The sequence below is a fragment of the Trichocoleus sp. DQ-U1 genome (genome assembly GCF_039961925.1).
GTDB lineage: Bacteria > Cyanobacteriota > Cyanobacteriia > Cyanobacteriales > FACHB-T130 > FACHB-T130.
In genome coordinates this window covers 1-14747 of record NZ_JAMPKB010000021.1, presented here as the reverse complement: position 1 = coordinate 14747, position 14747 = coordinate 1, and the positions used below count along the sequence as shown (strand labels likewise).

Below are 14747 nucleotides of genomic sequence, written 5' to 3'. Positions count from 1 at the left end.
GCAAGCACGGTCCCAATCTCGTGCAGGCTTCTGGCATCAAACTATATGAACAATCAGTAAAACCTTTTTGATGACCCGCGATCGGAATCCTACAGGCAACACCCATGTCTAGCATGCAAAACCTATTCACAATTCACTTTTGGGGAGTAAGAGGAAGTATCGCCTGTCCGGGGCCGGAGACAGTCCGGTATGGCGGCAATACGCCTTGTGTTGAGATGAGAGTGGGTGGTGAACGCCTGATTTTCGATGGCGGCACTGGCCTACGAGTATTAGGGCAATCCCTGCTATCTCAAATGCCGGTGGAAGCTTATATGTTCTTCACCCACTCCCACTGGGACCACATTCAAGGGTTTCCTTTCTTTGTTCCTGCCTTTATTAAGGGGAATCGGTTTCATATTCATGGAACGGTTGCTCCGAACGGTTCGACGATTGAGCAGCGCCTGCGCGACCAAATGCTCCACCCAAATTTTCCCGTGCCTTTACAAATCATGGGAGCCGATTTGAAATTCTACGATTTGCCAATCGGGCAAAAGGTACAAATTGGAGAAATTACAGTCGAAAATGCCCTGTTAAACCATCCTGGGGAAGCTGTTGGATACCGCGTCAACTGGCGGGGTTGTGCTGCTGCCTACGTGACCGATACAGAACACTCCCCGACTCGCATGGATGAAAAAGTTTTGTGGCTGGCTCGGAATGCAGATGTCCTAATTTATGATGCTACCTACACGGATGAGGAATACGACTCACCCAAATCTTCTAAAGTAGGTTGGGGACATTCGACCTGGCAGGAAGCCGTGAAAGTAGCTCGTGCCGCGAATGTGAAAAAACTGGTAATTTTCCACCACGATCCGCTGCACAATGATGATTTTCTCGATCGGGTTGGCGAACAGGTGGCGCAAGAGTTTCCCGAAGCGATAATGGCGCGGGAAGGCTTGTCAATTCAGCTAGTGCCACAGAATCATCTGCCAAATGCGATCGCTGTCCAAGAAGCGGGCGTTTCTGCCTAAATTGGTCATTGGCTAATCCTTTATGACTAATGACGAACGACTAAATTATGTAAAAATGTAAAGCGTGTGGGTAACTTCTTCTCCTGACACTGCTCTAAAACCAACCGCTGTTGCCTTGGGAAACTTTGATGGTGTGCATCGCGGGCATCAACAGGTCGTCAAACCAATTTTGAAGGCTTCTGACGTTCCGGGTGTACCAACGCTTCCTCCATCGTCCCTGCATCGGCGGTTAGAATACCATTGGCAAAGCCAAAGTGAGGACACGGGACGGTCGCCTGAGACGAAAATTCTCAGTTCCAACGAATATCCCATCGCTACAGTGGTGACGTTTAATCCGCATCCGCGAGAGTTTTTTACAGGTCAACGCCGAGGACTGCTAACACCCCGACCCGAAAAAGTACGACAACTAGAGGCATTGGGTGTGGAACAGCTGGTGCTGTTGCCTTTTGACAGGGAACTGGCTGCTTTGAGTCCGCAGCAGTTTGTAGAAAAGATTTTGGTGGGACAACTCAGAGCGCAAAGTGTGAGTGTCGGAGAGGATTTTCGCTTTGGGTGCCAAAGAGCGGGTACGGGGGCGGACTTAAAAGCGATCGCGCACTCTTATGGCATCAATGTCACCCTGGTGCCGTTGCAAACCTGTGAGGGCGAACGGATTAGCAGTTCAGTCATCCGTCAGGCGCTCCAAGAAGGAGACTTAGAGCAGGCAAACCGGCTACTAGGGCGTCCTTACACTCTCACTGGATTAGTCGTGAAAGGACAACAACTAGGCAGAACCATCGGATTTCCTACCGCCAACCTACAACTTCCTTCAGAAAAGTTTTTACCCCGACAGGGCGTTTATTGTGTCAGAGTTTATAGCGAAACCGAGGATGGTTCGGAAGCCACCGGGCAAACAGAAACAGGGAATGGGGAAGCCAAAGTAGCGGCGGATGGTTGTTCCTTGCCAATAGAGGGCATCGGCGTGATGAATATTGGCAATCGCCCCACGGTAGACGGTACCACCTCCACCGTAGAAGTTCACCTGTTAGATTGGGTCGGAGATTTATATGGAAAGACCTTAACTGTGAGCTTGGAACAGTTTTTGCGCCCCGAACAAAAATTTGCTTCCCTGGACGCGCTTAAGACGCAAATACAGGTAGACTGCGAGGCAGCAAGAGCCTTATTTAGGACTGAGGACTGAGGACTGAGGAGTCGAAGAGTGAGGAGCCAAAGAGTGAGGGTTGAGGACTGAGGACTGCAATAGAGTGAGGTGAGATACAAATACAGGCAGACTGCGAGGCAGCAAGAGCCTTTTTACTTTTTAAGCGTGAATTGCTAAGCGGTCTTATTCATCCATCCTCAGTCGTCATCAGTCATTGTTACTGTTCGCAGACAACAGGCAACAGACGACGGACAATGGACGAATTCACTACTGACGAATGACGAAAAAATAACGACTATGAGACAACGTATTGAGCAGCTGACGCAAAATCTGGGTCGCACAGTTGTCGGCAAAGCAGATGCCATTCGCTTAGTGCTAGTAGCCCTCCTTTCCGGTGGTCACGCCCTGTTGGAAGATGTCCCTGGCGTTGGTAAAACCCTGTTGGCTAAATCGCTGGCACGCTCGATTGACGGAAAGTTTCAACGCATTCAATGTACTCCGGATCTTTTGCCCACTGATATCACCGGCACGAATATCTGGAATCCCGCCGGACGCGAGTTTGAATTTCTGCCGGGACCCGTGTTTGCAAACGTGCTGCTGGCAGACGAAATTAACCGTGCCACCCCCCGCACCCAATCTGCTTTATTAGAAGTGATGGAAGAGCGACAAGTCACCGTTGATGGGGTTTCTCGCACCGTACCCAATCCGTTTTTTGCGATCGCAACTCAGAACCCAATTGAGTATCAAGGCACGTTTCCGTTGCCAGAAGCCCAAATGGATCGCTTCACAGTTTCCTTAACTTTGGGCTATCCCAGCGAGCAAGAAGAACTCCAAATGCTGCAACGGCTCGCTGAAGGCGTTAGGGTAGAAGATTTACAGCCCTGTATTTCCCTGGAAGACGTGCTGGAGTTACGGCGTCTGTGTGGCGGCGTGAAGGTAGAGGCGTCTTTGCAACAGTACATTCTCGACTTGGTGCGGGCGACGAGGGAAGATGAAGAAATTACGCTCGGTGCCAGTCCTCGCGGTACCGTTGCCTTGCAGCGAAGTACCCAAGCACTGGCTTTTTTGGAAGGGCGGGATTATGCTATTCCCGATGATGTGAAGTTCCTGGCACCTCACGTCCTTTCCCATCGTCTCATTCCATCGGGCGGTCGCCGTGCTAAGACGATTGTGGAGCGTCTGCTGCGCTCGATTCCGATTCCATAGACTTTTGTCCCTTGTCAGTTGTCTTTTGGTAGTAGGTAGTAGGTAGCAGGTAGTCGGTGTAACTCACAAACCACAACCCACGACCCATTACCCATTACCCAAGCATCCGTTATGCCAAAGCTTGTCCGGTCAAAAACCCGCTCCCGCTCTTTCCCTGGGCGAGAAGCCGCGCCTAAGGGCATCCGCAAGCGATCGCTTTTTACTTTGTTTTTGCTGCTCTTAGTCTGGAGCATCATCCTGGGATGGGGAATGGCAATGGCGATGGACGTTCAGAGCAAAGTCCCCATTGCCCAAATGTCCCCAACCACTGCCAACACAGCGACAGAAATAATGGGCACCGTCGATCCGGTTATCAGTCGCCTCGAATTGGGACAGCAACTTTACGTGGATAACTGTTCCACCTGTCACATTGCCGTCCCCCCAGCCGTTCTGCCGATGGAAACCTGGAAAAATCTGCTGCAAGAAACGCACCAACATTACGGGACGCAGTTGCCGCGCATCATCACTCCCTCACTTTTACTGATTTGGGATTACGTGAGGACTTACTCTCGTCCCCAACTAGAAAAAGAAACCGTGCCCTATCGGGTTACAGAATCTCGCTATTTAAAAGCACTTCATCCTCGCGTCGAACTGCCCCAGCCCGTAAAACTCTCTAGTTGCGTCACCTGTCACCCTGGCGCTAATCAATACAACTTCCGGGATCTGACTGCTGAATGGGAAAATTCACCCTAAAGTTAGACGGGATGCCCGTACCATCTCAGCCTAAGTGGAAATGATACGATGATTGATAAATGCCGAAGGTCGTTGGAGGCATAAAACCGCTAGGCAGAAAGATGAATCAAGTAGGACTTCTCCGCTGACTTCTGACTTCTGACTCCTAAGTTCATCCTTCATCCTTCATCCTGCGAAGAAAGCACCGCTATACGCGACAGCGAATCGCTAACATCCTTCATCCTTCTAAAGTTTCCTTTTGCTGCTATGTTTAAAAAATTACTGGGCGACCCCAACGCACGCAAGCTCAAAAAATACCAACCTTATGTTGTAGATATCAACCTCTTGGAGGAAGAAATCCAAGCGCTGTCCGACGAACAACTGACGGGCAAAACCGCAGAATTTAAACAGCGACTGGAGAAAACTAAGACAGCGCGGGAACGCCAAGAACTGTTGGATGAGTTGCTCCCAGAAGCTTTTGCAGTCGTGCGGGAAGCAGGGCGAAGAGTTTTGGGAATGCGCCACTTTGACGTGCAGATGCTCGGTGGGATTGTTCTGCACAAAGGTCAAATCGCCGAAATGAAAACTGGGGAAGGAAAAACCCTGGTATCAACCCTACCGGCTTACCTCAACGCCCTGACTGGTAAGGGAGTCCACGTGGTCACAGTCAACGACTACCTGGCGAGGCGCGATGCCGAGTGGATGGGTCAGGTGCATCGGTTCTTGGGCTTGAGCGTCGGACTGATTCAATCGGGAATGGGGCCAAGCGAACGCCAGAAAAATTACGCCTGCGATATTACTTACGCCACGAACAGCGAATTGGGTTTTGATTACCTGCGCGACAACATGGCAACTTCGATGGCGGATGTGGTACAGCGTCCACCGAACTATTGCATCATCGACGAAGTAGACTCGGTGTTGATTGACGAGGCGCGGACGCCGTTGATTATTTCCGGGCAAGTCGAGCGCCCAACCGAGAAGTACCTGAAGGCGGCAGCGATCGCTTCGGCACTGGAAAAAGAAGTTGAGAGCGACGGGAATAAGCAAGGACATTACGAGGTAGATGAAAAAGCTCGTAACGTTCTGATGACGGATGAAGGGTTTGCCAGAGCAGAACAGTTGCTGGAAGTTAAGGATTTGTACGACCCCAACGATCCTTGGGCGCACTATATCTTTAATGCGATTAAGGCAAAAGAGCTGTTTAAAAAAGATGTAAACTATATCGTCCGCGATGGGGAAGTCGTGATTGTGGACGAGTTTACGGGGCGGGTACTGCCCGGTCGTCGCTGGAGTGACGGACTCCACCAAGCCATTGAGGCGAAAGAGCGGGTAGAAATTCAGAATGAAACGCAAACGCTGGCGACCATTACTTATCAAAATTTCTTCTTGCTGTATGAAAAGCTAGGCGGGATGACCGGAACGGCAAAGACAGAAGAAGCCGAGTTTGAAAAAATCTACAAACTGGAAGTTACGCAAATTCCCACCAATCGAGCCAGCGGACGGGGGGATATGCCCGATGTGGTCTATAAGGTAGAGGCAGGGAAGTGGCGGGCGATCGCTGAAGAGTGTGCCGAAATGCACAGAATTGGGCGACCCGTGCTTGTGGGAACAACCAGCGTGGAAAAATCGGAACTGCTGTCAACTCTGTTGAGCGAGCGAGAAGTGCCGCACAACCTGCTGAATGCCAAACCGGAAAATGTGGAGCGGGAGTCGGAAATTGTCGCCCAAGCCGGTCGTAAAGGGAAAGTAACGATTGCGACGAATATGGCGGGTCGCGGAACCGACATCATTTTGGGTGGTAATGCGGACTATATGGCACGGCTGAAACTGCGGGAATACTTGATGCCCAAGATTGTGCAGCCGGAAGAAGAAGATAGTTTTGCCTTGAGCCAGGTGGCGGGAGCGTCAGGACGTGCGCCAGCGCAGGGGTTTACTCCCGGTAAGAAGGTGAAAAGCTGGAAGGTTAGCCCGCAAATTTTCCCGACCCAGTTATCAAAGGATACGGAACAAAAACTGAAAAGTGCGGTGGATTTTGCCGTACAGCGATATGGAGAGCGGAGCCTGCCAGAGTTGGAGGCAGAGGATAAGCTAGCCGTTGCCTCAGAAAAAGCACCCACGGATGACGCAGTAATCCAAAGGCTGCGGGAGGTTTACAACTTAATTCACAAAGAATACGAACAGTTTACTAGCGCCGAACACGAAGAAGTGATCCGGCTGGGGGGTTTACACGTTATCGGCACAGAACGCCACGAGTCGCGCCGGATTGACAACCAGTTGCGGGGTCGCGCCGGACGCCAGGGAGACCCAGGCTCGACGAAGTTTTTCTTGAGTTTGGAAGACAACTTGTTGCGGATTTTTGGCGGCGATCGCGTGGCGGGATTGATGGATCGATTGCGGGTAGAGGAGGATATGCCCATTGAATCCGGGATGCTAACCCGGAGTCTGGAAGGGGCGCAGAAAAAAGTCGAAACCTACTACTACGACATCCGGAAGCAGGTATTTGAGTACGACGAGGTGATGAACAACCAGCGTCGCGCTATCTATGCCGAACGCCGCCGCGTCTTGGAAGGACTGGATTTGAAAGAACAGGTGATTCAGTATGCCGAGCGGACAATGGATGACATAGTGGAGGCTTACGTCAATCCAGAATTACCTTCGGAAGAATGGGATTTAAACAGCCTTGTCGCCAAGGTGAAGGAATTTGTCAATCTGTTGGCAGATTTGGAGCCGTCCCATCTAGAAGACATGAGCGTTGGGGAAATCAAAACTTTCTTGCAAGAAGAAGTGCGAAAAGCCTACGACCTCAAAGAATCGACCGTCGATCAAATTCAGCCTGGTTTGATGCGCCAAGCCGAGCGGTTCTTTATCTTGCAACAAATTGATACCCTCTGGCGGGAACACCTACAAGCGATGGACGCCTTGCGCGAGTCGGTAGGCTTGCGCGGCTACGGTCAAAAAGACCCCCTGATTGAGTACAAGCAGGAAGGGTATGAGATGTTTCTGGACATGATGACGGATATCCGCCGGAATGTGGTTTATTCGTTGTTCCAGTTCCAGCCGCAGGTTCAGCCGCAAGCGGTGTAAAAGAATTAAAAATTAAAAATTGGGCATTCAATTTTTAATTTTTAATTAGACCATTGGTAGTAACAACCGAGTTAAGTAGCGGTGTCCTTCCATCTGGTAAAACTGGAGATCGCCGCCAAAAGAGCGCACGAAGCGTTGGCAAATCTTCAAGGTTGGTTCGAGATGGAAACCCGCTCCTACGGGTGTTGTCAAATCAAAACTTTCCGAATCGGTCATTAACAATTCCACGAGGGAAGCGCTGTCCTCTTGGGGAATTTTGACTTCAGCCTTGAGATGAATCCGGCTGTTTGCGGTTGCCTTACGAGCTGCGATCGCTAACAGTTCGGAGAGGACGCATTCCAGCTTAAGCAGGTCGCTATATACGTGAAGGTTGCTACCCACTCCTCCGATGGATACTTGAATCTGGCGCTGATGGTAGAGAGGTTGAACGAACCAGAGCGATCGCTTCAACACATTCACTAACGGCACCTTTGTCAGTCGGCGCTTCAGCTGCCACTGCTCCTCCTCCACGAGCGGGGCGAACTCCCCAAGGATATTCCCTAGTTCGCGGATGAGTTGTGAGGAATGCATACGCGCTAAAGATTTATCTGGAGGATGCCCTTTAGAAGGTACAGAACTGTCTGCACGATTGGTTTGTTCTCCCAGGGGGATGTCTGATAATCCCCCCCCTACAAGTTGATTCAGGCGGTTAAGTCGATCGGCGGCAGAGGAATGCAAGCTTGCCATACAACGATGTTTATACCAGTTCAGCTGTTCTAGGTTTCTGACTTGCCCATAGAGAGCGGCGTTTTCCAAGGTGTACTGGCGAATCCGAGCGAACTGTCCTATCAAGGTTTCCACAACCGGAAGTAAGTGTTCGGGCCACTGACGCTGGGGGCTGTCTGCCAGCACAACCAGACCACCGGAAGGATGAAGGGGAGTTGTTTCCTCCTTCATCCTTCCGCCTTCATCCTGGGGGAGAGCCATGACCAGCAAGCAGCCGATACTGGCGCTACTCAGCCATTGCCGGGATCTACCGGGGATTTGCGTGCCCCGCTTTTCTAGAAGACCCTCGGTCATTAGAGCTTCCTGAATCAACGCATCGTTGAGTGGAACCGAGAGGTCGGGGGGAAGGGCAAACCGCGAGTTTGCCATCACCGCCGCCGCTACCTTGGCGTTTTCAATCCGAGAATCTTTCCGGGTGCCTCCCCAAGTGAGCAAGAGCGCTAGAGGAGATTGCAGCATCTCAGAGAGGAATTCCACCCAAGCCCGATCGAACCCGGCTGGGTCTGTCGGTGCCGATAAGAGAATCTTTAAGCCAGCCTGGAAGAAGGATTGGGCTGACTCTGAGAGTTGGGTGGAGGTTCTCATCTCCAAGGTGCGGACTGCCAAACTTAATTGTTGGCTGACGATGGCTAGTAATTGGCGCTCGGTTTGGTTCCAAGTTCGGGGGGTGTTATGACCAATAACAACAAGGGGTAACTTCTCTTCCGCGTCTGGGTCAAGCTCAGAGGCGTCGCGACTGGACATCCGGCAGACTAAAAGCGATCGCACGCCTAAACCCGCCAAGCTTTCCCGCCAGCGACCCAGTCGCGGGTCTTGTTCCCAATCTTCAATCGCCACGGCTTCAGGACTTTCCTCGATTAGCTGCCGGTCAGCACCTGTAACAGCGCTGAGGGAAGTTGTTAGGGGTCTTCTATTCAGTGGCTGGCGCTGGTAAACAACCGAATAATTTTCAGCTTTCTGTTTTGAGTGTTCAGTTGAACCTGGGGGAATGGGCAATGAGTCTTGTTCCCCATTCCCGAACCATGACCCCTGACCACTTCTGGGTTGTTGCAGTACCAAAAAACGTTCTGCCCCCAGCCGCTTCAAGAGCAGTTGGGCACACTCATCTAAGGCTTTCTCAGCGTTTGTGTTGTCGGCGAGGATACGGGCACACTCTGCTACCAGTTGGGCATCCTGTTGGGTACGCTCAAGCGTTCCTTCTATCTCCTCACTTCCTGCCCCTAGGGAAATCAACTGAGCAGCCGCACGAATGTAGTTTTTTTCCGCTTCTTCCCAGATGCGAGCTTCATTGCCTTCCACTGCCAGAAAGCCCACCAGTTCCTGCTTTACCCGAATCGGCGCAGCCAAAAGGGAGCGTGCCCGCAACCTGGAGAGCAAGCGCCCGGTTACTTCGGCTTTTAGGGGGCTTCTACCCGCGCCAATGGCAATCAGCCGATTTTCATTCAGAGCTAGATAAAATTCGCTGACTTCTTGGACGGTAAGACCAGCAGCAGCACTGGCGGCTGAGGAAGCGAGTCCCCTAGATGTCTGGCGGTTGCCAACTCGGTGCCAAAAGTAGCGTCGCTCCGGGGAATACCAGTAGACGCTGGTGCGAGTTGGTCCAATAAATTGCTGCGTCATGGCTACCACAGCCTCTAGGCGTTGATCCATCGCAGGCATCCGCGCCATCTGGTCTAGCACTTGAAATAGCGGCTGGTCGGGGCGCTTGGTCGAGGAGTGCTGCCAGTCAAGTTCAATCTGGTACAGGGCAGCAGCTAATCCCCCAAATAGCATTGACATCTGGGCTTTTTCTCCCGGTCGAGGAGTGGCACCCCACAAGGACGATCCCAGTAGCACGACACCAAAACAACGGTCTTTGCAGCGCAAAGGATAAAAAAACGCACCCTGAATTCCAAATTGTTGAGCTGCTCGACGCCATTCTCCAGCCCGCACTTCTTCGCTGAGATTCGGGACGCCTAAGGAGCGCTGCTGGATGACTACCTGCTCCAGAAGGTCGCCGGGACTTAGGGTAAACTTACTTTTAAGAAATTTTGTGTCGCCGGTGGGAGTGACGCCGCCTTTGCCAAATAAACGGTGATCTAAGCGATCGTAGAGGCCAATCCAAATCAGGCGATAGTCAAACTCGGAGGCGAGATAATTCAGGGTGGTTTCGATGAGAACGTCAACATTCTCCTCTTCCCGCATGGTCTGAAGGACGCGCCCCAAGGCAACAAGTTGGTTTTCGTAGTCCGCTGGACTTTGGTCTGGAGTGTGGTGTTGATCCATGTTATTCAACCGCGACCCGACTCATTGCGATCGCTTGTCGCTTGTCAGATTTCTCACTTGAAAGTAGGACTGTTAGCGTAGCGGCGCTCTACTCCCGGATTGCCCGAACAAACCAGAGCGTCTCAAAAAGAAAGATTTTCAGCTTGTTCGTTGTGAAACTTTGCTCATCGGTGAGTGTCTTAAAACTCGGAAGTCGGGCGTGCGGGAAAGAGACTTTCATGTTTTTGGTATGAACTTTGTTCGTGGGTGTCTCTTGCAAAGCTTGTAATATCTAGAATGCCCTTACTTGAGGATAGTCGGTTGTCAATTATTAGTTATTTTTGTTTTCTTTTTTACCAATGACTAATGATTAACGACGAATGATTAAATTATGGATATCTATCAACTCGCAATTCGTCCGGCATTATTTTCCGGATTGAAAGCCGATCCAGAATGGCTGCATCAACAAACGCTCCATCTGTTCAGCGCTCTTGCCGGTTTGCCTTCTCATCCCCCCAAAAGCTGGATTGTTGCACAATTACAGCAATCTTACGCCAAGAGAGATGCTCGCTTAGAACAAACTCTGTGGAAGCTAAAGTTCCCCAATCCAGTGGGTCTAGCCGCTGGATTTGATAAGGATGGCGTCGCGGCTGGGATTTGGCCTAGTCTCGGCTTCGGCTTTGCGGAACTCGGTACCGTAACCTTACACGCGCAACCAGGAAATCCCCGTCCTCGCTTGTTTCGCTTGCCGATGGACAAAGCCGCCCTCAACCGGATGGGATTTAATAACCAAGGGGCAGCGGCAATGGCGCAAAGGTTGGAAAGCTGGAGTGGAAAGTTAAAAGCTGAAAATTCCAACCTTCAACCTTCAACCTTCAACATTCCCCTAGGAATTAATCTAGGTAAATCTAAGATAACGTCACTAGAGGCTGCGGCTGCTGACTATCTGGGTAGTTTTCGCCTTTTGAAGGATTTGGGAGATTACTTTGTCGTTAACGTTAGCTCACCCAATACACCGGGATTGCGAAGTCTCCAGTCTTCGGATCAGCTGAGTCTGATTCTAGATGCCCTGCAACAGGAAAATCAAGGACAAAAACCTCTACTGGTAAAGATTGCCCCAGATTTGGAGTGGGAAGCGATCGCTTCTGTGATTGAACTTGCTAAAAATTACCAACTGGCTGGGATCATCGCCACTAACACCACTATCCGGCGCGATCATCTAAAAACCCAGATGCTTTCCCCAACTGGTAAACCCGTGAGTGAAGAAGCCGGTGGCATCAGCGGTGCCCCTTTAAGAGAACGTTCTACCGAAGTCATTCGCTTTATCTTCACGCAAACGCAAGGTCAACTGCCCATTATCGGCGTCGGCGGCATCTTCACTGCCCAAGATGCCTGGGAGAAAATCGCGGCGGGTGCTAGCCTGATCCAGGTTTACACTGGCTGGATTTATGAAGGTCCTTGGATGGTACGCCGCATTCTGGAGGGTCTGTTGCAAAAATTGCAGGAACACAGCTTAGCGTCCCTCTCTGACGCCGTTGGCATAGACAGTCTTCAGACTTGATTTCAAGCTACCCACTGTCACTTGTTAATCAACCAACAACTGATAACTCACCCCTAACCGCTTACTCTAGAAGCTCCCCTCTTTGAGGATAATGTGGTATTTGGAGTCAAAGGAAATCTTTCCTTCTTGCTGTAACTTCCCTAACAATCGGGTAATTGTCACTCTGGTGACGCAGCAGGCATTGGCAAGGTCTTGATGGGTGAGACGAACGCTCAAACGAGTTCCCTGCGGCACAGGTTCGCCAACTTCCTGTTTCAGCAGCAACAATAGATTCTGCAAGCGGTCTTGCAATCGTCGCTGACCAGAAATCGCCAAAAGCGATTCTGTCTGCCGCAACCGCAAATTAATTTTCGGTAAAATAGTCTGGGCAAGATGAGGGGAGGCTGTTATCTCTGAGAGGGAAATGTTAACTATCTGCACGTCCGAGACGGCAGTTGCTTGATAGGTTGACAGGGCGGTTAAACAAGAGCCAAAAGGCATCGAAGGACCGACTAACCCTACCAGCACCTCTTCACAATTGTCACTCATCGTACTCAGCTTCACCAAACCCCGACACACTAACCACAGGTTTTGAGGGTCGAGGGGAATGATTTCTCCTTTGGAGTAAGCCTGTACAGGGCGATCTTGCTTGAGGTCGTAGTTATTTTTTTCTAGCGCCTTCTCTACCCGCTTGCGCTCAGTGATATCGCGAATCAGCCAACGCAATGTGACTGCTTTGCCTTCCCCATTATTATGAGTAGTGGCGACTGTTATCCCCGCGTCAAAAATCTCACCTTTACGGGGCTGTAGGCGTACTGTCCACTCATATACTCGTTGCTGCTCATGCAGCCGAGTCAGTTCGTTACGAAAGATTCGACGTTCTTCTTGAGGAATGAAGATGACAAACGGTTTGCCCACTAAAAACTCTGGCGACACGTTGAGCAGTTTAGCAGCAGCGCGGTTGGCTTCTCGGATTGTCCCTTCTGCATCCGTCACCAGGTAGCCTTGCGGTGCTAACTCGAACAGATCCTGGTAGCGGTGGCGTTCGGCTTCCAACGCCTGTCGTGCGGCTACAAGTTCCTCATTCTGCTGGCGTAGTTCCTCTAGCGCCACTTGTAGCGTTTCCGAGGCGATGCCCAACTCCTTGAAGGCGACTGGCAGTAGCTCTGGCTCTTTAGGCGGAGCGATGGTTGCCCCTTTGTACAGCTCAGCTAATCGCCAGTTAATTTGCTGAATTTGTTGGGCAAATAAGTTCACATTTATTTCATTTTTCATAGTTTTACCTTCACTAAGGGCATGATTGAGAACTTCTTACCCTCTATCAAGTTCACTGCTTTTTTCCTTTTAACATTCCTTTCTCTAATTGCGCCCTTCCAAAAGAGGCAATCCTTGCTCCCCCTATTTATCTATTTATTAAATGAATAAATTAAATATGCAAATAGCGGCAAAAAGTAAATTTTATTTAACTAATGTATATTCAAGCTTATTTTTTGAGATTATGGAAATAATTAGGGTTTTCTAACTAAATATTTAGCGATTGGAAAATCTTTGATGTACAACACCCTGTAGTGTGGAACGGAGCGCAATGTGAGTAAAGCACAAGGGAGATTCTATCACTCTCTGCATACGCTTTGCGATCGATTCACAAAGTTGCTTTGCACTAAGCACCGCTTCGTTAACGAACGCAATCAAGAGTTCAGTTACGCGGGGTATGAAAAGACAAGTTTTGAAAGAACCTAATTAAAATTGCTTGTGATTTTTAATACAAGTATTTAATGAGTTTACATCAATCTATTTCTTCAGATGGATGCAGGCGAAGAGAATAAAAGTTAAGCCTTAGATAATCGTTATCCTGCCGCAAGAAGCTGCAACGGGATATACTGACAGACAACACCAAGCCCCTAGAAAGCAACTGATAGGGGCTTTTTGTATTCAAAATTGCAAATAGATTTAAGGTTCGCTGATTCCTCTAGTGTAAGCGAAAAATCAGGTTGAATGAGAATAATTTCGTTTATTTATTAGCGATACAATTTTAGCTAAACAGTTAAAAACTCTGCTAGAAATACTGAAACCGTTATGTATGCGATCGCGTAGCAGCGTCTTCTGGAAGTTCTCTAAGCTGTAATCTGTCGCAAACACAAATAAAAACCTCCTGGGAAACTGCAATAGAAGGTTTTTTTGGATGCGCGATCGCCTAATAATTTCCCAGTCGGTTCATTCTATCTTAGAAGTGCAAGGCAATTCTCGCGATCGCCGTTTAAAACTCTTATATTTTATAAAACAGATGTCTCAAAGCTGTAGCTCTTACGCTTGTTTTGACAACTTTACTGTTCTATCCACGATAGCGCTATCTTTCCTAAACATAGGTTTTGTGCTTCCAATCACAGGTAAATTTAACATTCAACCCAGCCCTGTGGTAGAAGTTTGGTAAAACAGTAACGGGTAAAGTTCCAAAGGTGCATTTTTACGGAGTTGGGCAAACTGCCCTAGCAGTTTTTGTATGCAAAAACAAGAAGTTTCCCTATCTGTGTCATCGCCCCATTGCGTTTTGAAAAACTTCCAGACTTCTTCATCATTAGCCACAGAAGAAGATACCAATCAACGCCAGCGATTAACCTTCCCACACCCAGATTACAGTTCGCTTTGTATTTGGAAGCTTCCCACCTTACCTCGCCACTGTCGCGTTCGCGAAATATCAGTATTTCCTAGACTACTAAAACTAGGGGTATAAATAACAGTAGACTTTATAAAGCTAAAATCTTAAAGAATGCTCTAAAAAGCAAGATTTTTTGTAGATGATGGGAATAAGTAATGGTTTTTTATTACCGATTTATAAATAATTGAGTGCAGGCAAGTAATCTTTAATTAGCCTACCTGTTGATTAACTATAAAATTAATTCAGAGCGTTGTACCATGCCAGAGAATCTCAATAAATTAACCTGAGTTCGGGATAAGGAGGGGACAAGCGAGTAAGCTAAAAGTCATCACACAACAGCTTTACAGGCTCGTCCCATGCTTAGTCTAGAAGAACTTTTTTGCTCTGTCGATG

The 14747-nt window shown here is 49.3% G+C and carries 8 protein-coding genes; 6 read left to right on the top strand and 2 right to left on the bottom strand.

The features are described from left to right. Positions 1–104: 104 nt before the first annotated feature. The 5 genes from NDI34_RS11220 (at position 105) to secA (ending at position 7149) form a co-directional block, all read left to right on the top strand. Positions 105–1007: an MBL fold metallo-hydrolase gene (locus tag NDI34_RS11220; RefSeq protein ID WP_190414088.1), complete on the top strand. Its 903-nt coding sequence runs from the start codon at positions 105–107 to the stop codon at positions 1005–1007. A 64-nt stretch (positions 1008–1071) separates the two neighbouring features. Beyond that, the gene (locus NDI34_RS11215) at positions 1072–2187 is read left to right on the top strand and encodes a bifunctional riboflavin kinase/FAD synthetase (protein WP_348232675.1); all 1116 of its coding nucleotides are present in this window, start codon (positions 1072–1074) and stop codon (positions 2185–2187) included. A 258-nt stretch (positions 2188–2445) separates the two neighbouring features. Continuing rightward, positions 2446–3354, top strand: coding sequence for a MoxR family ATPase (locus tag NDI34_RS11210; RefSeq protein WP_190414084.1), 909 nt, complete (start codon positions 2446–2448; stop codon positions 3352–3354). Positions 3355–3465: 111 nt separating this feature from the next. Further along, a complete protein-coding gene (locus tag NDI34_RS11205; protein ID WP_190414083.1) occupies positions 3466–4086 on the top strand; it encodes a diheme cytochrome C in 621 nt (206 codons plus the stop codon). A 246-nt stretch (positions 4087–4332) separates the two neighbouring features. Continuing rightward, complete coding sequence (gene secA, locus NDI34_RS11200) at positions 4333–7149, top strand: preprotein translocase subunit SecA (RefSeq protein WP_348232674.1); 2817 nt, start codon at positions 4333–4335, stop codon at positions 7147–7149. A gap of 45 nt (positions 7150–7194) precedes the next feature. Here the strand turns inward: secA and NDI34_RS11195 are convergent, their stop codons facing one another. Next, positions 7195–10179, bottom strand: a complete 2985-nt coding sequence (locus tag NDI34_RS11195) for a GAF domain-containing protein (protein WP_190534004.1) — start codon at positions 10177–10179, stop codon at positions 7195–7197. 370 nt (positions 10180–10549) lie between these two features. On the opposite strand from NDI34_RS11195, the gene NDI34_RS11190 reads away from it, so the two are divergent. Next, positions 10550–11719 (top strand): quinone-dependent dihydroorotate dehydrogenase, encoded by a 1170-nt coding sequence (locus NDI34_RS11190; RefSeq protein ID WP_348232673.1) that lies wholly within the window; start codon positions 10550–10552, stop codon positions 11717–11719. A gap of 66 nt (positions 11720–11785) precedes the next feature. Here NDI34_RS11190 and NDI34_RS11185 read toward each other — a convergent pair whose 3' ends face one another. Next, positions 11786–12973, bottom strand: a complete 1188-nt coding sequence (locus NDI34_RS11185; protein ID WP_199292331.1) for a PAS domain S-box protein — start codon at positions 12971–12973, stop codon at positions 11786–11788. Positions 12974–14747: the final 1774 nt, after the last annotated feature.

Bases quoted from the DNA above. Each gene is read 5' to 3' on its own strand.
- secA (WP_348232674.1), top strand. From the start codon at position 4,333: ATGTTTAAAAAATTACTGGGCGACCCCAACGCACGCAAGCTCAAAAAA.
- NDI34_RS11185 (WP_199292331.1), bottom strand. From the start codon at position 12,973: ATGAAAAATGAAATAAATGTGAACTTATTTGCCCAACAAATTCAGCAA.
- NDI34_RS11210 (WP_190414084.1), top strand. From the start codon at position 2,446: ATGAGACAACGTATTGAGCAGCTGACGCAAAATCTGGGTCGCACAGTT.
- NDI34_RS11205 (WP_190414083.1), top strand. From the start codon at position 3,466: ATGCCAAAGCTTGTCCGGTCAAAAACCCGCTCCCGCTCTTTCCCTGGG.
- NDI34_RS11190 (WP_348232673.1), top strand. From the start codon at position 10,550: ATGGATATCTATCAACTCGCAATTCGTCCGGCATTATTTTCCGGATTG.
- NDI34_RS11220 (WP_190414088.1), top strand. From the start codon at position 105: ATGTCTAGCATGCAAAACCTATTCACAATTCACTTTTGGGGAGTAAGA.
- NDI34_RS11195 (WP_190534004.1), bottom strand. From the start codon at position 10,179: ATGGATCAACACCACACTCCAGACCAAAGTCCAGCGGACTACGAAAAC.